This window comes from Bacillus cereus group sp. N21, from assembly GCF_016483395.1.
GTDB classification, from domain to species: domain Bacteria; phylum Bacillota; class Bacilli; order Bacillales; family Bacillaceae_G; genus Bacillus_A; species Bacillus_A pseudomycoides.
The window spans coordinates 1-24,160 of sequence record NZ_JAEHBX010000023.1 but is presented as its reverse complement, the minus strand read 5'-3'; the positions used below and the strand labels follow the sequence as shown (position 1 = coordinate 24,160).

Here is a 24,160-nt window from a genome sequence, read left to right as displayed (position 1 = left end):
ATAAGCTCATATACCCTTCTCTCGTCTTTGCTTATTTTGGTTGTATTTTAGAACGTAACGAAAAGCCTAAATCAATTATACCTAAGATTGTTACTAGTGGAAACAACATTGGAATAATCATACATACGATAAAACTGAGAATAGGGATCGCTTTTGCATAACCTTTTACATGCGCAAAGAAGGCTATAAATGAAAAACCTTGGAATAGGAGCAGCAATGAAAAGATGGCATATAGATTAGAAAATGCCATATACACATATGAATCTGATTCCACCTTCATAAATGTTGAAAGTAAAATAAATACTACATAATACCAGACAATGCTTTTTGGCAATCGCATATCCCTAAACTTAGGCCATGGCTCTATCGCATACTTTAATCTCTTTAAAACATTCCCCGCTATTAATACTGTAATCCAAGAATATATTAAAGAAACCATTACAAGCAAACTTGGCAGAAGAATTCGAAGCATATCACTAAATTGCCCTAATAAATCATTTTGCTCTTGGTTAATTGGCGCACCCGCTGCCTTCATTATTTTTTCACTTTGTTCCATTCCTTGTTTGAACATATCTTGCATTTCCTTAAGAAAATCTATGTTAAAAAATTGTATACTCGCTACATAAACTAGTACAAAATTAAGCAAATATACAAGCGTTCCTACCAATAATATTTCTGCTGGTCCTTTTTTCTTCTTATACATATATCCTAAAGAGATGCCTATTATGCCTGACATGAATGTATTCACAAGACTAAGTGGCGAACTAATAATGATAGTAACAAGAATCGATGCTCCAAACAGCATACATGTACTAGAAAACGGATACCTTACCATAAACAATAGAAAAGGCAATGGAAGTGCAAATATTGCAACCATACTTATAACAGGTACATACAAGAACGTTAAAAGTAAAACTGCATATACAGCTAACAAAACTGCCCCTTCTGTAATAAGCCTTGTACGTTTCATCTTTTACCTCCTATTTCTAAAAAGAAAAGCATAGCAAAATGCACAGTAGAGTCCGACTCTACTGTGCATTTCATACGCTATTATTCACCAACATATGGTAAAAGTGCCATTTGACGAGCACGTTTAATTGCAACTGTAAGTTTGCGTTGGTATTTTGCGCTTGTTCCTGTTACACGACGAGGTAAAATTTTACCACGCTCAGAAACGAAACGTTTTAATAAATCAACATCTTTATAGTCAATGCGAGTGATGCCGTTAGATGTGAAGAAACACACCTTACGACGTTTCGCACGTCCACCTTTGCGTCCTGCCATGTCTATTTCCCTCCATTCTTTGTTAAAAATAACCGATCTATACCATTAAAATGGTAAATCGTCGTCCGAAATATCAATCGGTTGACCTACATTTGAAAATGGATCGTCATTCTTCGTAAATCCAGAGTTACCAGAGTTACCAGAGTTACCTGAATTACCAGATTGACCAAATGGGTTAGAGCCTTGGTTACCGTAACCAGCTCCTGATGGTTGCTGATTGAATGAACCACGTTGCTCCCCACCGCCATTACGCGGCTCTAAAAATTGTACGCTCTCCGCAAGAACCTCTGTTACATATACACGTTTACCATCTTGTCCCTCATAATTACGAGTTTGAAGACGTCCATCTACGCCTGCTAAGCTACCTTTTTTCAAATAATTCGCCACGTTTTCTGCTTGTTTACGCCATATTACACAATTAATAAAGTCAGCTTCACGCTCACCTTGTTGATTTGCAAATGCGCGATTTACAGCTAACGTGAAAGTAGCTACCGCAACACCATTGGGCGTGTAACGTAAGTCAGGGTCCTTAGTTAAACGACCAACGAGGATAACACGATTCATCAATCGAACCACTCTCCCTATATATCTTAATTATTTTTCTTCTTCTTTAACAACGATGTGACGAAGGATATCTTCGTTGATCTTAGCTAAACGATCGAATTCTTTAACAGCTTCTGCATCAGAATTTACGTTTAAGATCATGTAGAAACCGTCACGTAAGTCGTTGATTTCGTAAGCTAAACGACGCTTACCCCACTCTTTTGTGTTAATGATTTCTGCACCATTGTTAGTTAAAACGCCTGCGAAGCGCTCAACTAAAGCTTTTTGAGCTTCTTCCTCCATGTTTGGACGGATGATGTACATGATTTCGTACTTTTTCATTACACTTTCACCTCCTTTTGGTCTAAACGGCCCATAATGGGCAAGGAGCAATTAATTATATAGTAATTACTCACGAGTTTAGATTATATCATAGTAAGTTAGATGAATCAACTAACCAATAAATAAAAAACTTGGCAAACATATGATATATTTGCCAAGTTTATATCCCTATTTTTCCTAGGAAATATAAAATTACACGTTAAAGCGGAAGTGCATAACATCTCCATCTTTTACGATATACTCTTTTCCTTCTAAACGTACTTTTCCAGCTTCTTTAGCTGCTGTCATAGAACCGTTCTCCATTAAATCAGCATATGAAACTGTTTCAGCACGAATAAATCCACGTTCAAAGTCTGTATGAATAACACCAGCACATTGTGGTGCCTTCATACCTTTCTTAAACGTCCATGCACGTACTTCTTGTACACCAGCTGTGAAATAAGTAGCTAAGCCTAATAAATCGTATGCAGCACGAATCAGCTGATCTAAACCTGATTCTTCAATGCCTAACTCTTCAAGGAATACTTTTTTCTCTTCCTCATCTAACTCAGCAATTTCTGATTCAATTTTTGCACAAACAACAATTACTTGTGAATTTTCATTTGCCGCAAATTCTTTTACCATCTGCACATATTCATTTTCAGATGGATCCATGATATCATCTTCACTTACGTTTGCTACATAAAGCATCTCTTTCGTCGTAAGCAAATGAAGACCTTTAACAATTTTCATTTGTTCTTCTGTAAACTCAACAGTACGAGCTGGTTTTCCCGCTTCAAATGCTTCTTTTAAGCGAACTAAAATTTCGTGCTCATATACTGCTTCTTTATCCTTTTGTCTTGCTAATTTCGCTACACGTTCAATACGTTTATCAACAGATTCTAAATCTGCTAAAATTAGCTCTAAATTGATTGTTTCAATATCATCAATTGGATCTACTTTTCCTGAAACGTGTGTAATATTTTCATCCTCAAAACAACGAACAACTTGGCAAATTGCGTCTACTTGGCGAATATGAGATAAGAATTTGTTTCCTAATCCTTCACCTTTACTTGCACCTTTTACGATACCTGCGATATCAGTAAATTCAAATACAGTTGGAACAGTTTTTTTCGGTTCTACTAGTTCCGTTAATTTATTTAAGCGTTCATCTGGTACTTCTACAATCCCTACGTTCGGATCAATTGTACAGAATGGATAGTTTGTAGATTCTGCTCCCGCTTGTGTAATTGCATTAAATAATGTTGATTTCCCTACGTTAGGTAAACCAACAATCCCAGCCGTTAATCCCATATTTTTCACTCCTATGTCTCAATCTTCCATCATTATAGATAGTAACGAATAAAATGACAAGTTCCCTAAAAGTTCAAAAAAGTAACAGCTGCCTGGAGCAGCTGTTACTTTTTCTCTATTCTTCATGCTTTACAAGAATTTTTTTCACCTTGCGATCAAACTCTCTTCGAGGAATCATTACCGAATGGCCACATCCCTCGCACTTAACGCGGATATCCATTCCCATACGAATAATTTTCCAACGATTTGCACCACATGGATGGGCCTTCTTCATTTCCACAACATCGTACAAGTTATATTGCTTTTGCTCCACTCTCTAAACCCCTCTCACAACTAATTTGCTTTCTCACTAACCATTTCTTCACGATTATATAAGACCATACGTGGATATGGAATTTCAATGCCATGTAAATCAAGACGATTTTTAATCTCTTTACGAAGGGCTCTAGCAATAGCCATATGTTTCATTGGTTCTACTTCAGAGACAACACGTAGTACAACTTCAGATGCAGCAAGTGTTTGAATTCCTAATAATTCTGGTTTTGCTACCATTTCTTCATATCTTTCAGGTAATTCCTCTAATAAATCTTCAATTACCTGTTCTGCTCGTGCTATATCACCTTCATAGGAAATTGATATATCAACAAAAGCTACACTATTACTAATGGAAAAGTTCGTTACTTGCGTAATACCACCATTTGGCAAAATATGAATTTCCCCTGTCCAGCTTTTTATCTTTGTTGTACGTAATCCAATTTCTAAAACTACACCTTCAAATTGACCGATACGAACATGGTCACCTACCGAAAACTGATCTTCTAATAAAATAAACAATCCTGTAATAACATCTTTTACTAAGCTTTGAGCACCAAAACCGACTGCTAAACCGATTACCCCAGCCCCAGCTAGTAAACCTGATGCATTAATGTTAAATACGCCTAAAATCGCTATTAACATTATGAACATAACAACGTATGCCACAATGTTTTCAAGCAATTTCGCTACTGTAACTGTACGACGCTCTGAGATTTGAATTGGTGAACGACTTCCCATACGGAATGCATTTCTTACAATTGCTCTAGCAATACGTACTACTACTGCACCAAGTACTAAAATTATCAATATTTTTAATGTTGCCATTCCGACATAAGCCCAACGATCTGAATCTAATAAATATCTCTTGGTAGCTTCGAATCCTTGTGTTAATACATCCATATACTTCTACCTCTCCGATAAAAATTTCTTTTTCATTCATTCTTTATTGTATCAGAAGTTTTCTCCATTTCTGAAAAAAAATTTATTGCTGTATTTGCATTTGTTCACTTTGATTCAGGTATAAAATGTAATGAATATATATATACTAGTACTATTATTTCCTGTTTTATAAACGGCTTGCAAAAATAAAGAACTTATAATTTTCCATATTACATTTTTTTCAATAAAACTTTACAGTGAATCATAAAATTTATCAGAAGGATGGATGATTCATGAATATAGGGAATTTCCGCTTACCTTTTTTTGAAAAAGAATCACAAAATATTATGCATCACGATTTAGAGGCTTGTACAACAATTAGTGATTTTCTTCTCTCACATATACCTATTAGTCAAAATACCCCCCTCAGCCTAATTTGCATAGGAACAGATCGTTCAACCGGTGACGCCCTTGGCCCACTAGTCGGATCTAAACTAGAACAAATGAACATTCAAAATTTCCACGTATTCGGCACACTTGATGAACCAATCCATGCGTTAAATCTCGAAGATAAAATTCAGAATATACAAACTTTAATTCCTGATTCTTTTATTATTGCCATTGATGCTTGTCTTGGAAAATCACAAAGTATCGGTTCCATAACTGTTGGTGAAGGACCTAGTAAACCTGGTGCAGCAATGAACAAAAAGTTACCTGCAATTGGCGAGCTACACATACATGGTATCGTAAATTTAAATGGTTTCATGGAATTTTTTGTCTTGCAAAATACAAGATTAAGCCTCGTTATGAAAATGGCGGACGTTATTGCCCAAAGTATAAAGGAAACAGATCAGAAATTATCCGTATTAAAAAAGGCAAACCATCTATAAATAAAAAGATGGTTTGCTTTTCAGTTTTCCCCAGATAATAATTCTAAAATGCGATTTAAATCTTCCTTATCGAAAAATTCTATTTCAATTTTCCCTTTTTCTTTCTTTGTTTCTTTAATTTTTACACCTGTTCCAAACTTTTCTCTTAACAATGTTTCGCGCTCTTCGAAAAATATATTCCGCTCTCGCTTCACTGTCTTTGTTTCACGTGAAACGCGTTGATGAATCTGTTGAACAATTTGCTCTAGCTGTCTAACATTCAATCCTTCTTTTTCAATACGCTTTAATAAAGACTTTAGCTGTTCTTCATCTTTTATTGTAAGTAATGTCCGTCCATGTGCCATGGATAGACTTCCATTCGCAATCATTTCTTGAACAAATAAAGGAAGTGTAAGCAACCGAACATAATTAGCAATATATGGCCTACTTTTTCCAAGGCGCTTTGCTAATTGCTCTTGAGTTACATTCAACTCATCCATTAGCATTTGATATGCCAAAGCTTCTTCCATTGGATTTAAATCTTCACGTTGTAGATTTTCTAACAAAGCAAACTCCATCATTTGCTGTTCATTTAATTCTCGAACGACAGCTGGCACCTTTTCAAGGCATGCTTCTTTTGCAGCACGGTATCTACGTTCACCAGCAACGATTTCGTATCCTTTAATACTTTTCCTTACGATTAAAGGCTGTAAAATACCATGTTCTTTAATAGATGCTGCCAGTTCTTGAATAGCTTCTTTTTGAAAGTTTTTACGCGGTTGGTAGGGGTTTGGCCTTAATTCAGTTAGTGCAATTTCCTGAATTTTTTCTTCCTCTCTCACATCTAAATCTGGAAAAAAAGCATTAATCCCTCTTCCTAATCCTTTAGCCACCAGCAATCACTTCCTCTGCTAAATCTATATACACTTCTGCACCTCTTGATTTAGCATCATACTGCATAATTGGTTTTCCATGACTTGGTGCTTCACTCAAACGAACATTGCGCGGAATAATAGAACGATATACTTTATCTCGAAAATATTTCTTCACTTCATCTATAACTTGAATCCCTAAATTTGTACGTGCATCTAGCATCGTTAATAGTACACCTTGAATTGCTAAATTTTTATTTAAATGCTTTTGTACAAGTCGAACTGTATTCAGTAATTGACTCAATCCTTCCAATGCGTAGTATTCACACTGAACTGGAATAATAACAGAATCTGCTGCCGTTAGTGCATTAATTGTTAATAAGCCTAAAGATGGGGGACAATCAATAATAATATAATCATATTCATTACGGATTGGCTGCAAGGCCCTTTGTAAACGAACTTCCCGGGAAATGGTCGGTACCAGTTCAATTTCAGCACCTGCCAATTGAATTGTAGCAGGTAGAACATCTAAATTTTCAGTTGCGGTTTTTTGTATAACCCCTTGAACATCAGCATCTTCCACAAGAACATTATAAATACATTGATCTAATTCCGACTTTTCAATTCCTACACCTGTCGTTGCGTTCCCCTGAGCATCAATGTCAATAAGCAATACTTTTTTTCCTACCTGTGCCAATCCAGCTCCTAGGTTAACAGACGTTGTTGTTTTCCCTACACCGCCTTTTTGATTAGCAATAGCAATGATTTTTCCCATGATGTCACCTACTTTCAACCTTTCTGTCTTATTCTGAAAATAATTATGTTTATTGTAACATGAAATGAAAATTTTTCTTTTGCATCCTTATTAAACTTCAAAATTTATTCCAAAACTCCTTCTTCATTTAAGAAGAAAAATATAGGAAAAGAGATCTCTCCAAAGGATGAGATCTCTTTCAAATATGAATTATTTTTTTTTAGGAATCTTAATTGTGATCTGATAGTACTCATCAAATTCTTCTTCTTCAGAGTTTACTTTCAGTCCACTATTTGTAACCATTTGTAGCGATTGTCTAATTGTATTCATTGCAATTCGCATATCACGACTTACCGCTTTCTGTTTTGCCTTTCGCTTTGGTTTTACTTCTTCCAATAGCTTAGCAATGCGTTCCTCAGTCTGTTTTACATTCAATTGTTTTTCTACAATTTCTTGTAAAACTTTCAACTGTAATTCTTCATTTTTTAAAGGAATAAGGGCACGGGCATGACGTTCTGTAATACTCTTTTCTAGCAATGCTCGTTTAATTTCTTCAGGCAACTTTAATAATCGCAACTTATTTGCGATTGTTGATTGTCCTTTTCCGAGCCTCTGCGCTAATGCCTCTTGTGTTAAATTATGTAACTCAATTAGCTTTTGATAAGCAACAGCCTCTTCAATTGCTGTTAATTCCTCACGTTGCAAGTTCTCAATGAGAGCAACAGAAGCTGTTTCCGTATCATTTAAATTTTTAATAATCGCTGGAACTTTTTCCCACCCTAATTTCGTTGCAGCACGAAAACGTCTTTCCCCGGCAATAATTTCATACTTATCTTCTTCATATTTCCTGATAACAATTGGTTGAATGAGTCCATGTGTACGAATGGTCAACGCAAGTTCATCAATACGCGCGGCATCAAAAACTGTACGTGGTTGATAGCGATTGGGAATGATATTTGCTATCGGAATTTCTTGTATTTCTTCATGTATCTTTTTATCTATTTCTTCATGGCTTTCGTTTTGTAATTCGAATTCGCTCTCTTTATCTCCAAAGCCAAATAAACGAGAAAACGTATTTTTCATACATATTCCACCACCTTTGGGCCTATTGAATGTCCTACACAGAAATGTTTCCTATGAAACATTTACGTTTTCATTTATATAATTTAATCTTACGTCTAATAAGATTTATTTTTCAATAGGTAATTTATTGGGTGTCCCTGGCTTACGCGGATATTTCTTTGGTGTTTTGCGCTTTTTCACGATTGCTAAAATATTACGTTCACTTTCTTCAAATGGTAATTGGAAAGTAGAAATCTCTTTTAGTTCACCGCCAAGTATTTCTAAAGCATACTTACCATTTTCAATCTCTTCGTTGGCAGCTGCACCTTTCATAGCGATAAATGTCCCACCTACTTTTACAAGAGGTAAACATAACTCACTCAATACAGAAAGACGTGCTACCGCACGCGCCATCACGATATCAAATGATTCACGTACACCTTCTTTTTTCCCAAATGTTTCAGCACGATCATGACAAAACGCAACATCACTTAGCTCTAATTTTTGGGCTAAATGATTTAAAAAATTGATACGTTTTTGCAATGAATCTACAATCGTTACTTTTAAATGCGGGAAACAAATTTTCAATGGAATACTTGGAAATCCTGCTCCCGCACCGACATCACAAATAGAAAATGGCTTTGAAAAATCATTATAAAAAGCAGCTGTAATCGAGTCAAAAAAGTGTTTTAAATACACTTCTTCTTTCTCTGTAATAGCTGTTAAATTCATTTTCTCATTCCATTCTACTAATGTTTCAAAGTAGATTTTAAATTGCTCTAATTGCCTAGGAGAAAGGTTAATTCCTCTTTCTCCTAGCATAGATTGAAATTGTTCTATGTTCATCTTGCCATATCTCCTTATTATTTATTGGTTCGATACTCGCGCAATTTTTCCTTGTTCAATATACACAAGTAAAATGGAAATATCAGCTGGATTTACTCCGGAAATACGGGATGCTTGCCCCATAGAAAGAGGACGAACATCTTTTAATTTTTGTCTTGCTTCAGAAGCGATTCCAGAAATCGCATCATAATCAATATCAACAGGAATCTTTTTGCTTTCCATTTTCTTCATACGTTCTACTTGTTGTAAGGATTTTTCAATATATCCTTCATACTTAATTTGAATTTCTACCTGCTCTGCAATTTCATCGTGTATTTCCACTTCACTCGGCGCAAGAATACGAATATGTTCATACGTCATTTCCGGACGACGTAGTAAGTCACTTGCACGTATTCCATCCTTTAATTCACTTCCACCAACACTGCGAATTAATTCTTGCACTTCAGGACGTGGTTTAATAATAATGCTTTCTAAACGTAATTTTTCTTGTTCAATCTGTTCCTTTTTCACAGTAAAACGCCCGTAACGCTCTTCTGGAATTAAGCCAATTTCGTGGCCAATTTCTGTTAAACGAAGATCGGCATTATCATGACGCAATAATAGACGGTATTCAGCACGGGATGTTAAAAGACGATATGGTTCGTTTGTCCCTTTTGTCACAAGATCATCAATTAAAACACCAATATAAGCATCTGAACGACCTAAAATAACCTCTTTCTTCCCTAGAGAGCGGCATGCTGCGTTAATCCCGGCCATAATTCCTTGTCCTGCTGCTTCTTCGTAACCAGACGTACCGTTAATTTGACCTGCTGTATATAAATTTTTAATTTTTTTCGTCTCCAGTGTCGGCCACAACTGAGTTGGCACAATTGCATCATATTCGATCGCATAACCTGTACGCATCATCTCAACATTCTCTAAACCAGGAATCGTTTTAAGCATTTCACGCTGGACATCTTCCGGTAAACTTGTTGACAAACCTTGTACATATACTTCCTGTGTATTACGACCTTCCGGCTCTAAGAAAATTTGATGACGCGGTTTATCGTTAAATCGCACCACTTTATCTTCAATTGAAGGACAGTAACGTGGACCTGTTCCTTTAATCATACCAGAATACATAGCTGAACGATGCAAGTTTCGATCAATTAAACGATGTGTCTCTTCACTTGTATATGTTAACCAACATGGAATTTGATCCATAATAAATTTTGTAGTTTCAAAAGAAAATGCACGTGGTTTTTCATCACCCGGTTGAATTTCCGTTTTACTATAATCAATTGTATTGCTATTCACACGAGGAGGCGTACCTGTTTTAAATCTGACAAGATCAAAGCCAAGTTCCTCTAGATGCTCAGATAATGTGATAGATGGTTGCTGATTATTCGGACCACTTGAGTATTTTAAATCGCCCATGATAATCTCACCACGTAGGAATGTACCCGTTGTAATTACAACTGTTTTCGCTGTATATTCAGCACCTGATTGTGTAATTACACCTTTACATACATCATCCTCAACAATTAGACGCTCTACCATTCCTTGACGTAATGTTAAATTTGGCGTTTCTTCAATTGTTTTCTTTAATTCGTGTTGATATGAAAATTTATCCGCTTGTGCACGAAGAGCGCGCACAGCTGGACCTTTTCCCGTGTTTAACATACGCATTTGGATGTGAGTTTTATCAATGTTTCGTCCCATCTCACCGCCTAATGCATCAATCTCACGTACAACAATCCCTTTCGCTGGTCCACCAACAGAAGGGTTACATGGCATAAAAGCAACCATATCTAAATTAATTGTTAACATTAATGTTTTTGAGCCCATTCGTGCTGCTGCAAGCCCAGCTTCACATCCTGCATGACCTGCACCGATTACTATGACATCGTAAGAACCGGCATTGTATCCCATTATTATTCCTCCTAAAATTATCTATCCTTCTAAAACAGCTATATGTTATTTTCCTAAACAAAATTGAGAAAATAATTGGTCGATTAAGCTTTCATGAACAGTATCACCAGTAATTTCACCAAGGATTTCCCACGTTCTTGTTAGATCGATTTGAACCATATCAATTGGCACACCGTTCTCTATTGCCTCAATAGCATCTCCAATTGTCTTTTCCGCTTGTGTTAATAAACCGATATGTCTCGCATTAGAAACATACGTCATATCTGCTGACTCAATTGTTCCTTCAAAGAATAGATCTGCTATCGCTTTTTCTAGCTCATCCACACCTTTTTCTTCAATTAGCGACGTTGTGATCATACGATTTTTACCTGCTAATTCTGTAACACGTTTCATATCAATTTGCTTTGGTAAATCCGTTTTATTTACAATGACAATAAAGTCTTTTCCTCGCACTGCACGGAATAAGTCTTCATCTTCATTTGTTAATGCTTCACTATAGTTTACTACAATTAGAACTAAATCAGCCTGTCCCATCATTTCTTTTGATCGTTCTACACCGATTCGTTCAACAATATCTTCAGTTTCACGGATTCCCGCCGTATCAATAAGTTTAAGTGGCACACCACGCACATTGACATACTCTTCAATTACATCGCGCGTTGTTCCTGCTATATCTGTCACAATCGCCTTTTTCTCTTGCACGAGACTATTTAATAACGAGGATTTCCCAACGTTCGGTCTTCCGATAATTGCTGTTGCAATTCCTTCTCGTAAAATTTTCCCTTGCTTAGATGTCTCCAATATTTTTTTAATTTCACCGCGAACATGTGTGGCTTTTTCAATTAAAATATTGTGCGTCATTTCTTCGACATCATCGTATTCTGGATAATCTATATTTACTTCTACATGAGCTAATGTTTCTAAAATTTCCTGACGAAGGCGACCGATTAATTTAGATAATCGCCCTTCCATTTGATTCATTGCTACGTTCATCGCTCGATCTGTTTTCGCACGAATCAAATCCATTACAGCTTCTGCTTGCGATAAGTCAATACGCCCATTTAAAAATGCACGCTTTGTAAATTCACCCGGTTCTGCCAAACGCACTCCTTGAGCCAAAATAAGTTGTAATACTTTATTTACAGAAACAAGACCACCGTGACAATTGATCTCTACAATATTTTCACGCGTAAATGTCCTTGGCGCTCGCATAATCGATACCATTACCTCTTCGATAACTTGATCTGTATCTAAATCAACAATATGACCGTAGTGAATCGTATGAGAAGAAACTGCCGTTAAATCTTTCCCTTTAAAAATGCGATTGACCTTTTCAATCGCATCCTCTCCACTTACTCGAACAATGGCAATTGCCCCTTCTCCAAGTGCCGTGGAAATTGCAGCAATTGTATCAAAATCCATGTCCTTTCACCTCACTTGCTTATTTCTCTCTATTTCAACATGATTTTTTCTTTCACTAAACTATTAGGATACCATAACGAACCTATCTACAAAAGAATAATAACTCATTTTATTATGTCCTCATGTAAAAAACACTAAACTTATTCACAGTGGATAAGTTTAGTGTTTTTTAGTTATCCACAATCTATTTTTCATAAATTAACAAGAAAAAAACCGGTACTCGAATGAGTAACCGGTTATTTGGAAGATATTACAACATGTCGATGTGGTTCTTTCCCTTCGGAAGTTGTAATTACATTTGGATGATTGGACAATGCTTGATGAATAATTTTTCTCTCAAAAGAAGGCATTGGTTCTAACACAACATTTTTTTTAGTTACCGTGACCTGTTTTGCTAATCGATAAGAAAGCGATTCTAACGTATCTTTTCTCTTACTACGATAGTTTTCAGCATCAATTGTGATACCAATATATTGCTTTGTACTGCGATTCGCAACAAGTTTTGTTAAATATTGTAAAGAATTTAATGTATGTCCTCTTTTTCCGATCAATACCCCTACATCTTTTCCAAAAAGTGTAAACTCAATTTCTCGACCCTTTACATTTTTCGTAATCATCACATCCACACCCATTTCCTGAACAACACTTTGTAAGTATTGCTCAGCTTCTTGAATGGGATCTTTCTTCATAACAACTTCCACGATAGCTGGACGATTCCCTATAAAACCTAGAAATCCTCTCTTTCCCTCATCAATCACATTCACGTCTACTTGATCCCTTGAAACTTTTAATTGTCTTAAAGCATCTTGTACTGCCAGCTCGACTGTTTGTCCTTTAGCAGTAATTATACTCACTTGCTTGATCCTCCTGCCTTACTAGCCTTAATTTCAGGCCCTTTGATCATATACATTTGAGCGATACCAAAGATGTTACCAACTACCCAATATAGTGATAATGCTGCTGGGAAGTTAATTGCAAAGACTAAAATCATGATTGGCATAAGCCAAATCATCATTGCCATTTGTGGATTTTGTCCAGCAGTACCTGCCATTGCAAGTTTTTGCTGAATAAATGTTGTGATTGCCGCAACAATTGGAAGGATATAGTACGGATCCGCATGTCCTAAATCAAACCATAAGAAGCTATGTTGCTTAATCTCTGCCGTCCTCATAATTGCATGGTAAAATGCGAATAAAATTGGCATTTGAATAAAAATTGGTAAACAACCCGCTAATGGATTTACACCGTGTGTTTTATACAACTGCATCATTTCTTGTTGTAACTTTTGCTGCGTCGCTTGGTCTTTAGAACTATATTTCTCTTTTAACTTCGCCATTTCTGGTTGCAATGCTTGCATTGCCTTCGTACTCTTCGTCTGCTTAATCATTAATGGTAACAATGCAAAACGAATGATAAGAGTTGTGACAACAATCGCTAAACCATAATTACTACCAAATAAGTTTGCAAAATACGTGATTAACTGAGAAAGCGGGTATACGAAATATTCATTCCAGATCCCTGTACTTTTCGGTGTAATCGGCTGATTCGTTTCATTACAGCCAGTAGCAATTGCCATTAAAGCAATAACCATGACTAGTAAGCCTATCTTTTTTTTCACAGCCTGCTCCTCCTTGTTTCGGTATGTATATAGTGTAATTCATTTTCCTTTTCCTACGCTACTTGTTTGTTATTTTAATACCAGAACGCTTAAAAGCATGAATTAAGCTTTTCTTCAATTGTTCGTATGTCATATCTGCACAAGGCTTCCTTGCTATTATAACAAAATCTTTTCCAGAATCTATCTCATCTTTTAATTCTGCAATCGATTGGCGAATCATACGCTTAATTCGATTACGTACTACTGCATTTCCTAACTTTTTGCTAACGGAAAGACCAATGCGAAAGTATGATTGCTCCGCTTTTTCAAGCTGATAGACCACAAACTGACGATTTGCATTTGATTTTCCATTTTGAAAAACAGCCTGAAATTCATCATTTTTCTTTATACGATTTTTTTTCTTCATATCAATTGACACTCCTGTATTTCATCAGCGGAAATTCATTATTACTAGAAAAAAAGACCACTGAACGATCAGTGGTCTACGCAGATAATACTTTTCTTCCTTTACGACGACGAGCTGCTAGCACTTTACGTCCGTTCGCTGTGCTCATACGGCTGCGGAAACCATGTACTTTGCTGCGCTTACGTTTATTTGGTTGGTAAGTTCTTTTCATTATATGACACCTCCCTGAGGAATATCTGTTAAAGACAGTCTTATAAATTATAGTTACTCAACTAGGAAAATGTCAATGGTTCTCTAAATTTTCATCAAATATTCATTTTGAACCTATTCACAATTTATTTCACAGCTGTTTTATTTCTTTGTGGATAATATATTTTTCATTTTTTTGTATCCACAAATTATTTTTTCACTTTTACACAGTATATCGTATTGTGGACAAGTTTATTCCACAAGGTATTGATTTTGTGGATAACTTTCTGAAATTCATTGCTAACGCTATCTTTTTTTGATATTATAGTTGTGTTTTCACCTTGAACAAGTTTTCCACAAGTTTAGTTTATCCACAAATTGTGCATAACATGTGGACAGTTATAATCACATGTGGGTAAATAGTTGTCCACATTTGTGTTTTTTGTCGAAAACTCTATCTCGTATACAAACGACGTTTTTAGGTTTTAAAATACGTTTCGTATAAATATACATTTCGTTATTTTGAGGTTGTACAATTGTTGCACAACCTTATTCTTTTACCATCTTTGTAAAGGAGGGACACCTTTGGAAAATATCTCTGATTTATGGAATAGTGCTTTGAAAGAACTCGAAAAAAAGGTCAGTAAACCAAGTTATGAGACATGGTTGAAATCAACCAAGGCACATGCTTTGAAAAAAGATATATTAACGATTACAGCTCCGAATGAATTTGCTCGTGACTGGCTAGAATCTCATTATTCAGAACTAATTTCAGAAACACTTTATGATTTAACAGGAGCAAAACTAGAAATTCGCTTTATTATTCCCCAAAGTCAAACTGAAGAGGAGATTGACTATCCTCCTGCTAAAAAGAAAAGAATAAATGATGAGTCTAATCACTTACCACAGAGCATGTTAAATCCAAAATACACGTTTGATACATTTGTTATTGGCTCTGGGAACCGTTTTGCTCATGCAGCTTCATTAGCAGTTGCTGAAGCACCAGCAAAAGCATATAACCCGCTATTTATTTATGGGGGAGTTGGGCTTGGAAAAACACACCTAATGCATGCAATTGGTCATTATGTCATTGAACATAATCCGAATGCTAAGGTTGTTTATTTATCATCAGAAAAATTTACAAATGAATTTATTAACTCTATTCGTGATAATAAAGCTGTCGATTTCCGTAATAAATACCGTAATGTCGATGTCTTGCTTATAGATGATATTCAATTTCTTGCTGGAAAAGAACAAACACAAGAAGAGTTCTTCCATACATTTAATGCGCTACATGAAGAAAGCAAGCAAATTGTAATCTCAAGCGATCGACCGCCAAAAGAGATCCCGACATTAGAAGATCGCCTTCGCTCCCGTTTTGAGTGGGGACTTATTACAGATATTACACCGCCAGATTTAGAGACGAGAATTGCGATTTTACGAAAAAAAGCGAAAGCGGAAGGCCTTGACATCCCAAATGAAGTCATGCTCTATATCGCAAATCAAATCGACTCAAACATTCGTGAACTAGAAGGTGCACTTATTCGAGTTGTTGCTTATTCATCTTTAATTAATAAAGATATTAATGCGGATTTAGCTGCCGAAGCACTTAAAGATATTATTCCAAATTCTAAACCAAAGATTATTTCTATTTATGATATTCAAAAAGCCGTTGGAGATGTTTTTCAAGTTAAACTAGAAGATTTTAAAGCAAAAAAACGCACAAAATCAGTCGCATTTCCTCGCCAAATTGCAATGTATCTATCACGTGAGTTAACAGATTCATCTTTACCTAAAATTGGTGAAGAATTTGGTGGACGTGACCACACAACAGTCATCCATGCGCACGAAAAAATTTCAAAACTATTAAAAACTGATACACAACTACAAAAACAAGTTGAGGAAATCAATGATATTTTAAAGTAGTAGCTGAATAGTGTGAATAACTTCCCTTGTTTTACACACAGTCTATCCACATGTAGATAGACTGTTTTTCCGTCTCTAAATGGAGTTATCCACATATCCACAAGCCCTATTACTATTACTACTATTTTTTTATATTTATTAAATAAATAAAATCTTATACTTGCCGGAGGTTTTCGCTATGCGTTTTACAATTCAAAAAGACTATCTTGTAAGAAGTGTACAAGATGTAATGAAGGCCGTTTCCTCTCGTACAACTATTCCCATACTTACAGGAATTAAAGTTGTAGTAACTGAAGAAGGTGTTACATTGACAGGAAGCGATGCTGATATTTCGATTGAATCTTTTATTCCAGTTGAAGAAAATGGAAAAGAAATTGTTGAAATTGCACAATCGGGGAGCATTGTTTTACAAGCAAAATATTTTAGTGAGATCGTAAAAAAATTACCAAAAGACACAGTAGAAATCTCTGTGGGAAATCATTTTATGACAAAAATAAAATCTGGAAAGTCAGAGTTTAATCTAAATGGTTTAGATGCTGCTGAATATCCATTATTACCGCAAATTGAAGAACATCATGTATTTAAAATCCCGACAGATTTACTAAAACATATGATTCGTCAAACTGTATTTGCGGTTTCAAGTTCTGAAACTCGTCCGATCTTGACAGGTGTAAACTGGAAAGTGTATAACAGTGAACTGACTTGTATTGCAACAGATAGTCACAGGTTAGCACTTCGTAAAGCGAAGATTGAAGGTCATACAATTTCTGATGAATTTCAAGCGAATGTTGTTATCCCTGGTAAGAGTTTAAATGAATTGAGCAAAATTCTAGATGAGTCTGAAGAAATGGTGGATATTGTCATTACGGAGTATCAAGTATTATTCCGAACTAAACATTTATTATTCTTCTCAAGGTTGTTAGAAGGGAATTACCCGGATACAACACGTTTAATTCCGGCAGAAAGTAAAACCGACATATTTGTAAATACAAAAGAGTTTTTACAAGCAATTGATCGTGCTTCTTTACTAGCAAGAGATGGTCGCAATAATGTTGTGAAATTATCGACGTTAGAACAACAAATGCTGGAACTTTCTTCAAATTCACCAGAAATCGGAAAAGTAGTAGAGGAAGTTCAATGTGAAAAAATAGAAGGGGAAGAATTAAAAATCTCCTTTAGTGCAAAATATATGATGGATGCATTAAAAGCGTTAGACAGTACAGAAATTAAAATTAGTTTTACTGGAGCGATGAGACCATTCTTAATTCGTACAGTAAATGATGATTCTATCATCCAATTAATTTTACCAGTTCGTACTTACTAAGCGAGAGTGAGGGTTACTAGTTCGAATATGCTAGTGGCCCTTATTTGATTTTCGGGGTATTACTTTCCTAATGAGGGTTTATTTAGTACAATGAAAGAATGAACACTTTCAGAAAGTGAGCGATTTTATGAAACGTATTAAGATTTCAACTGAGTATATTACACTGGGACAATTTTTAAAGTTAGCTGATGTAATTGATACAGGCGGTGCTGTTAAATGGTTCTTACAAGAATACGAAGTGTATGTCAATCAAGAGCTTGAAAATAGAAGAGGCCGAAAGTTGTATGCAAATGATATTGTTGAAATTCCGGGAAACGGAACATTTCAAGTTCAAGCATAAAGGGGGAGCCCTTTGTATATTAAAGAATTACAATTAAAAAATTATCGCAATTATGAATATCTGGATCTCTCCTTTGAGGATAAAGTGAATGTAATTATTGGTGAAAATGCTCAAGGGAAAACGAATTTGATGGAAGCTATTTATGTATTAGCGATGGCCAAGTCTCATCGAACTTCGAACGATCGTGAACTTATCCGGTGGGATGAGGATTATGGTAAAATAAAAGGTAGATTACAAAGGCGAAACAGTTCCTTGTCTTTAGAATTAAATATTTCTAAAAAAGGGAAAAAGGCAAAATTAAATCAGCTAGAACAACAAAGGTTAAGCCAATATATTGGTGAAATGAATGTTGTTATGTTTGCCCCAGAAGATTTAAATCTTGTAAAAGGAAGCCCTCAAGTACGAAGACGCTTTTTAGATATGGAACTTGGACAAATAGCTCCTGTCTATTTGTATGAGTTAAGTCAATATCAAAAAGTGCTCACGCAGCGAAATCACTTGCTTAAAAAAATGCAAGGGAATAGTAAAAATGAGGAAACGATGTTGGATGTATTTACACTGCAACTCATTGAACATGGTACAAAAATTTTGCAAAAACGTTTTGAGTTTCTGCATTTATTACAAGAATGGGCTGCTCCAATCCATCGTGGCATTAGTAGGGGATTAGAGGAACTAGAAATAGTCTATAAACCGAGCGTAGATGTATCAGAATCAATGGATTTGTCGAAAATAAAAGAAGTATACTATGAAAGTTTTCAATCTGTGAAACAACGTGAAATTTTCCGTGGTACAACTTTAATTGGTCCTCATCGTGACGATTTACAATTCTTCGTTAATGATAAAAATGTTCAAGTCTTTGGTTCACAAGGGCAACAACGAACAACCGCACTTTCCCTAAAGTTAGCTGAAATTGAATTGATTTATTCAGAGGTTAAAGAATATCCAATCCTCTTATTAGATGATGTGTTATCAGAGTTAGATGATTATCGTCAATCACATCTTTTAAATACAATTCAAGGAAAAGTGCAAACATTTGTGACAACGACAAGTGTCGACGGAATTGAACACAAAACATTAAAGCAAGCGAAAACAATTCATGTAACGAACGGCACGGTAGATTGTGAAATAGACAGAACATAATTTCTGTTTAAATGGAAAAGTAGGTGATCTTTGTGTCAATGGAACAAAAGCAAATGCAGGAAAATTCATATGATGAAAGTCAAATACAGGTGCTTGAGGGACTGGAAGCAGTTCGAAAACGCCCGGGTATGTATATTGGATCTACAAGTGGGAAGGGTCTTCATCACCTTGTATGGGAAATTGTAGATAATAGTATTGATGAAGCATTAGCAGGATACTGTGATGAAATTAATGTTAGCATCGAAGAAGATAATAGTATTCGTGTGACGGATAATGGTCGTGGTATTCCAGTTGGTATACAAGAAAAAATGGGACGTCCTGCTGTAGAGGTTATTATGACTGTACTCCACGCAGGTGGTAAATTTGGCGGTGGCGGTTATAAAGTTTCCGGCGGTTTACATGGTGTGGGTGCATCTGTTGTAAATGCTCTATCAACAGAGTTAGAAGTATTTGTACATCGTGAAGGTAAAATTCATTATCAAAAGTATGAACGAGGTATCCCAGCTGCAGATTTAAAGGTAATTGGTGAAACAGATCATACAGGAACAATAACTCGTTTCAAGCCAGATCCAGAAATTTTTAAAGAAACTACAGAATACGATTTTGATACATTAGCAACACGTATGCGTGAACTAGCATTTTTAAATCGTAATATTAAATTGATAATTGAAGATAAACGCGAAAATAAGCAGAAGAAAGAGTTCCATTATGAAGGTGGAATTAAATCTTATGTTGAGCATTTAAACCGCTCGAAGCAACCGATTCATGAAGAACCTGTATATGTAGAGGGTTCGAAAGATGAAATTCAAGTTGAAGTTTCTCTTCAATATAACGAAGGTTATACAAACAATATTTATTCATTTACGAATAATATTCATACGTATGAAGGCGGTACACATGAGGTTGGTTTCAAGACTGCCCTAACGCGTGTAATAAATGATTATGGACGAAAAAATAACATCTTAAAAGATGCTGATAGTAACCTAACAGGTGAAGATGTACGTGAAGGACTAACAGCGATTGTTTCCATCAAACATCCGAATCCACAGTTTGAGGGACAAACGAAAACAAAACTTGGAAATAGTGAAGCGAGAACGATTACAGAATCTGTTTTCTCAGAAGCGTTCGAAAAGTTTTTACTTGAGAATCCAAATGTTGCTCGTAAGATTGTGGATAAAGGAACAATGGCAGCACGTGCACGTGTAGCAGCGAAGAAGGCACGTGAATTAACACGCCGAAAGAGTGCGCTGGAAGTATCTAGTTTGCCAGGGAAGCTTGCAGACTGTTCTTCTAAAGATCCTTCGATTAGTGAAATTTACATCGTAGAGGGAGATTCTGCAGGAGGTTCTGCAAAACAAGGACGCGATCGCCACTTTCAAGCGATTTTACCACTTAAGGGTAAAATTATTAACGTTGAAAAGGCACGATTAGATAAGATTTTATCTAATGATGAAGTACGTACGATTATCACAGCGATTGGTACAAATATCGGTGGGGATTTTGATATTGAAAAAGCTCGCTATCATAAAGTTATTATTATGACCGATGCCGATGTTGATGGCGCGCATATTCGTACTCTATTATTAACGTTCTTCTATCGTTATATGCGTCAAATCATTGAACATGGTTATATATATATTGCACAACCACCATTGTTTAAAGTGCAACAAGGGAAAAAGATTCAATATGCTTATAACGATAAAGAGCTTGAAAAGATATTAGCAGAGTTACCAGATCACCCAAAACCTGGTATTCAGCGTTACAAAGGTCTTGGGGAAATGAATCCGACTCAATTATGGGAAACGACAATGGATCCAGAAGTACGTTCATTACTTCAAGTTTCTCTGCAAGATGCAATTGAAGCAGATGAAACGTTTGAAATTTTAATGGGTGATAAAGTAGAGCCACGTCGTAACTTTATCCAAGAAAATGCAAAATACGTGAAAAACCTTGATATTTAAGTAAGTAATGACAGGAATCTAAGCATTCCTGTCTTCTACATATAAATCAATGTATATGTAACGGAAATGTAAGAGGAGGTGCTCGTTGATGTCAGACAATCAAGAACAAGCACGAATTCGAGAAATTAATATTAGTCATGAAATGCGTACCTCATTTTTAGATTACGCAATGAGTGTTATCGTATCTCGTGCACTACCAGATGTTCGTGATGGGTTAAAACCTGTGCATCGCAGGGTTTTATACGCAATGAATGATTTAGGGATTACTGCTGATAAAGCATATAAAAAATCAGCGCGTATTGTTGGTGAAGTAATTGGTAAGTATCACCCGCATGGTGATTCAGCCGTTTACGAAACAATGGTACGTATGGCACAAGATTTTAGTCAACGTTATATGCTTGTTGATGGGCATGGTAACTTCGGTTCTGTTGATGGAGATTCAGCAGCAGCAATGCGTTATACAGAAGCAAGAATGTCTAAGATTTCTATGGAGCTGTTGCGTGATATTACGAAAAACACGATAGATTACCAAGACAATTACGATGGTTCTGAGAGAGAACCAATTGTATTACCAGCACGCTTTCCTAACTTATTAGTAAACGGTACGACAGGTATCGCGGTTGGTATGGCAACAAATATTCCGCCTCATCAACTTGGAGAAGTAATTGATGGCGTGCTAGCATTGAGTCATAATCCTGACATTACTATTGCGGAATTAATGGAATTTATTCCGGGACCAGATTTCCCAACGGCGGGTCTAATCTTAGGGAGAAGTGGAATTCGAAGAGCGTATGAAACAGGTCGCGGTTCTATTATACTTCGTGCTAAAGTTGGAATTGAAGAAAAGGCAAATGGAAAACAAGCAATTATTGTAACAGAGCTGCCTTATCAAGTGAATAAAGCTCGATTAATTGAAAAAATTGCAGAGTTAGTTCGCGATAAAAAAATCGAAGGTATTACAGATTTACGCGATGAGTCAGATCGAAATGGTATGCGTATTGTCATGGAAGTACGCCGTGATGCAAATGCAAACGTACTATTAAATAATTTATATAAACATACAGCGCTTCAAACAAGCTTCGGTATTAATATGTTATCGCTCGTGAATGGGGAGCCACAAGTATTAAACTTAAAACAAACTTTATATTATTATTTAGAGCATCAACAGGTAGTTATTCGTAGACGTACTGCTTATGAATTAGAGAAAGCGGAAGCTCGGGCTCATATTTTAGAGGGGTTACGAATTGCATTAGATCACCTTGATGAAGTAATTACTTTAATTCGTAGTTCAAAGACTGCTGATATTGCAAAACAAGGATTGATGGAACGTTTCGGTTTAAGTGAAAAACAAGCGCAAGCAATTTTAGATATGCGTCTGCAACGCTTAACAGGACTAGAACGTGAAAAAATTGAACAAGAATATCAAGACTTAATGAAGTTAATTGCTGAATTAAAGGCCATCTTAGCAGATGAAGAAAAGGTTCTTGAAATTATTCGTGAAGAATTAACAGAAGTAAAAGAACGCTTTAATGATAAAAGAAGAACAGAAATTACAATTGGTGGTATGGAATCAATTGAAGATGAGGATTTAATCCCAGAGCAAAATATCGCTATCACACTTACTCATAATGGTTATATCAAAAGGTTACCAGCTTCTACGTACAAAACACAGAACCGTGGAGGACGTGGTGTACAAGGAATGGGTACGAATGATGATGACTTTGTTGAGCATTTATTGACAACGTCTACACATGATCATATTCTATTCTTCACAAACAAAGGTAAAGTATACCGTACAAAAGGATATGAAATTCCAGAGTATAGCCGTACGGCAAAAGGTATACCAATTGTTAATTTGTTAGAAGTAGATAAAGGTGAGTGGGTCAACGCTATTATTCCAATCCGTGAATTTGGTGATGATCAATTCTTATTCTTCACAACAAAACAAGGTATTTCTAAGAGAACGCCTCTTTCATCATTTGCCAATATACGTACGAATGGTTTAATTGCAATTTCCCTTCGTGAAGAGGACGAAGTAATCTCTGTACGCTTAACATCTGGTGATAAGGATATTATTGTTGGAACAAGTAACGGTATGTTAATCCGTTTCAATGAGCAAGATGTTCGTTCTATGGGACGTAATGCGGCAGGTGTAAAAGCTATTACACTAGGTGATGAAGACCAAGTTGTAGGTATGGAAATTGTTGAAGAGGATATGAACGTTTTAATTGTAACCAAAAATGGTTACGGAAAACGTACACCGGTTGATGAATATCGTCTACAAAGTCGCGGTGGTAAAGGTTTAAAAACATGTAATATCACAGATAAAAACGGTAAATTAGTAGCAGTTAAGTCTGTAACTGGCGAAGAAGATATTATGCTAATTACAGCTGCGGGTATTATTATCCGTATGCCAGTTGATCAAATTTCTCAAATGGGTCGTAATACGCAAGGTGTACGATTAATCCGTTTGGAAAATGAACAAGAAGTAGCAACAGTAGCAAAAGCGCAAAAAGATGAAGAAGATGGAAGCGAAGAGGCTTCTGAAGAATAAGAGTGGGGATTTTCCCTCTCTTATTTTTTTTTAGAATAATACTTGCATAGAGATGGGAAAGTCTATATAATAGGCAGAGTCAGCAAATGAGAGATACAAGGTATCGAAAAAACTTGTTGACGAAAATAATATACTGTGTTATATTATAAAAGTCGCTAAAACGCGATATTGAACTTTGAAAACTAAACGAAACAAACAACGTGAAACGTCAATTTTTATTTTAGATGCTAGATAAACTAACTTTATTGGAGAGTTTGATCCTGGCTCAGGATGAACGCTGGCGGCGTGCCTAATACATGCAAGTCGAGCG

Annotated in this window: 24 protein-coding genes and 1 rRNA gene; 8 read left to right on the top strand and 17 right to left on the bottom strand. The window is 35.9% G+C overall.

What is annotated here, in order from left to right; translation table 11 throughout:
* Positions 1-31: 31 nt before the first annotated feature.
* The 7 genes from JDS96_RS14720 to JDS96_RS14690 form a co-directional block, all read right to left on the bottom strand.
* Positions 32-970 (bottom strand): YybS family protein, encoded by a 939-nt coding sequence (locus tag JDS96_RS14720; protein WP_199667236.1) that lies wholly within the window; start codon positions 968-970, stop codon positions 32-34.
* A gap of 80 nt (positions 971-1,050) precedes the next feature.
* A complete protein-coding gene (rpsR, locus tag JDS96_RS14715) occupies positions 1,051-1,284 on the bottom strand; it encodes a 30S ribosomal protein S18 (RefSeq protein WP_000918874.1) in 234 nt (77 codons plus the stop codon).
* A 45-nt stretch (positions 1,285-1,329) separates the two neighbouring features.
* Positions 1,330-1,851: a single-stranded DNA-binding protein gene (gene ssb / locus JDS96_RS14710; protein ID WP_016132486.1), complete on the bottom strand. Its 522-nt coding sequence runs from the start codon at positions 1,849-1,851 to the stop codon at positions 1,330-1,332.
* 27 nt (positions 1,852-1,878) lie between these two features.
* Entirely contained in the window at positions 1,879-2,169 is a 291-nt protein-coding gene (gene rpsF / locus JDS96_RS14705; RefSeq protein WP_003209337.1) for a 30S ribosomal protein S6, read from the bottom strand.
* 192 nt (positions 2,170-2,361) lie between these two features.
* Positions 2,362-3,462, bottom strand: a complete 1,101-nt coding sequence (gene ychF, locus JDS96_RS14700) for a redox-regulated ATPase YchF (protein ID WP_199667235.1) — start codon at positions 3,460-3,462, stop codon at positions 2,362-2,364.
* A gap of 115 nt (positions 3,463-3,577) precedes the next feature.
* Positions 3,578-3,775, bottom strand: a complete 198-nt coding sequence (locus JDS96_RS14695) for a DUF951 domain-containing protein (RefSeq protein WP_003202584.1) — start codon at positions 3,773-3,775, stop codon at positions 3,578-3,580.
* Between the two features lie 20 nt (positions 3,776-3,795).
* The gene (locus JDS96_RS14690; RefSeq protein WP_003202583.1) at positions 3,796-4,677 is read right to left on the bottom strand and encodes a mechanosensitive ion channel family protein; all 882 of its coding nucleotides are present in this window, start codon (positions 4,675-4,677) and stop codon (positions 3,796-3,798) included.
* Positions 4,678-4,949: 272 nt separating this feature from the next.
* Here JDS96_RS14690 and yyaC point away from each other — a divergent pair, with 272 nt between their 5' ends.
* Complete coding sequence (gene yyaC, locus JDS96_RS14685; protein WP_098017668.1) at positions 4,950-5,546, top strand: spore protease YyaC; 597 nt, start codon at positions 4,950-4,952, stop codon at positions 5,544-5,546.
* A gap of 20 nt (positions 5,547-5,566) precedes the next feature.
* Here the strand turns inward: yyaC and JDS96_RS14680 are convergent, their stop codons facing one another.
* From JDS96_RS14680 to rpmH, 10 genes are all read right to left on the bottom strand, one after another.
* Positions 5,567-6,418, bottom strand: coding sequence for a ParB/RepB/Spo0J family partition protein (locus tag JDS96_RS14680; RefSeq protein ID WP_018782455.1), 852 nt, complete (start codon positions 6,416-6,418; stop codon positions 5,567-5,569).
* A complete protein-coding gene (gene soj / locus JDS96_RS14675) occupies positions 6,411-7,172 on the bottom strand; it encodes a sporulation initiation inhibitor protein Soj (RefSeq protein ID WP_003202576.1) in 762 nt (253 codons plus the stop codon). The genes JDS96_RS14680 and soj overlap by 8 nt, the downstream gene beginning before the upstream one ends.
* A 189-nt stretch (positions 7,173-7,361) precedes the next feature.
* Positions 7,362-8,234 (bottom strand): nucleoid occlusion protein, encoded by an 873-nt coding sequence (gene noc / locus JDS96_RS14670; protein ID WP_003209340.1) that lies wholly within the window; start codon positions 8,232-8,234, stop codon positions 7,362-7,364.
* 105 nt (positions 8,235-8,339) lie between these two features.
* Positions 8,340-9,059, bottom strand: coding sequence for a 16S rRNA (guanine(527)-N(7))-methyltransferase RsmG (gene rsmG / locus JDS96_RS14665; RefSeq protein WP_006096787.1), 720 nt, complete (start codon positions 9,057-9,059; stop codon positions 8,340-8,342).
* 21 nt (positions 9,060-9,080) lie between these two features.
* Positions 9,081-10,970, bottom strand: a complete 1,890-nt coding sequence (gene mnmG / locus JDS96_RS14660; protein WP_098017671.1) for a tRNA uridine-5-carboxymethylaminomethyl(34) synthesis enzyme MnmG — start codon at positions 10,968-10,970, stop codon at positions 9,081-9,083.
* Positions 10,971-11,015: 45 nt separating this feature from the next.
* Positions 11,016-12,392: a tRNA uridine-5-carboxymethylaminomethyl(34) synthesis GTPase MnmE gene (mnmE, locus tag JDS96_RS14655; RefSeq protein ID WP_003202594.1), complete on the bottom strand. Its 1,377-nt coding sequence runs from the start codon at positions 12,390-12,392 to the stop codon at positions 11,016-11,018.
* A 236-nt stretch (positions 12,393-12,628) separates the two neighbouring features.
* A complete protein-coding gene (gene jag / locus JDS96_RS14650; protein ID WP_018764823.1) occupies positions 12,629-13,246 on the bottom strand; it encodes an RNA-binding cell elongation regulator Jag/EloR in 618 nt (205 codons plus the stop codon).
* Positions 13,243-14,010 (bottom strand): YidC family membrane integrase SpoIIIJ, encoded by a 768-nt coding sequence (spoIIIJ, locus tag JDS96_RS14645; RefSeq protein ID WP_018764822.1) that lies wholly within the window; start codon positions 14,008-14,010, stop codon positions 13,243-13,245. Before spoIIIJ ends, jag begins: the two co-directional genes overlap by 4 nt.
* 58 nt (positions 14,011-14,068) lie before the next feature.
* Positions 14,069-14,416: a ribonuclease P protein component gene (gene rnpA, locus JDS96_RS14640; protein WP_016112830.1), complete on the bottom strand. Its 348-nt coding sequence runs from the start codon at positions 14,414-14,416 to the stop codon at positions 14,069-14,071.
* Between the two features lie 76 nt (positions 14,417-14,492).
* A complete protein-coding gene (gene rpmH, locus JDS96_RS14635; RefSeq protein WP_000831901.1) occupies positions 14,493-14,627 on the bottom strand; it encodes a 50S ribosomal protein L34 in 135 nt (44 codons plus the stop codon).
* 563 nt (positions 14,628-15,190) lie between these two features.
* Here rpmH and dnaA point away from each other — a divergent pair.
* The 7 genes from dnaA to JDS96_RS14600 all read left to right on the top strand — a co-directional run.
* Complete coding sequence (gene dnaA, locus JDS96_RS14630; RefSeq protein ID WP_016112831.1) at positions 15,191-16,531, top strand: chromosomal replication initiator protein DnaA; 1,341 nt, start codon at positions 15,191-15,193, stop codon at positions 16,529-16,531.
* A gap of 178 nt (positions 16,532-16,709) precedes the next feature.
* Positions 16,710-17,855, top strand: a complete 1,146-nt coding sequence (gene dnaN, locus JDS96_RS14625; RefSeq protein WP_199667234.1) for a DNA polymerase III subunit beta — start codon at positions 16,710-16,712, stop codon at positions 17,853-17,855.
* Positions 17,856-17,982: 127 nt separating this feature from the next.
* Positions 17,983-18,195 (top strand): S4 domain-containing protein YaaA, encoded by a 213-nt coding sequence (gene yaaA, locus JDS96_RS14620; RefSeq protein WP_003194149.1) that lies wholly within the window; start codon positions 17,983-17,985, stop codon positions 18,193-18,195.
* A 12-nt stretch (positions 18,196-18,207) separates the two neighbouring features.
* Positions 18,208-19,335, top strand: coding sequence for a DNA replication/repair protein RecF (gene recF, locus JDS96_RS14615; protein WP_199667233.1), 1,128 nt, complete (start codon positions 18,208-18,210; stop codon positions 19,333-19,335).
* Positions 19,336-19,373: 38 nt separating this feature from the next.
* Positions 19,374-21,296: a DNA topoisomerase (ATP-hydrolyzing) subunit B gene (gene gyrB, locus JDS96_RS14610; protein WP_199667232.1), complete on the top strand. Its 1,923-nt coding sequence runs from the start codon at positions 19,374-19,376 to the stop codon at positions 21,294-21,296.
* An 88-nt stretch (positions 21,297-21,384) separates the two neighbouring features.
* Entirely contained in the window at positions 21,385-23,850 is a 2,466-nt protein-coding gene (gene gyrA / locus JDS96_RS14605) for a DNA gyrase subunit A (RefSeq protein WP_199667231.1), read from the top strand.
* Positions 23,851-24,092: 242 nt separating this feature from the next.
* Positions 24,093-24,160 (top strand): 16S ribosomal RNA (locus JDS96_RS14600); the annotation flags it as partial.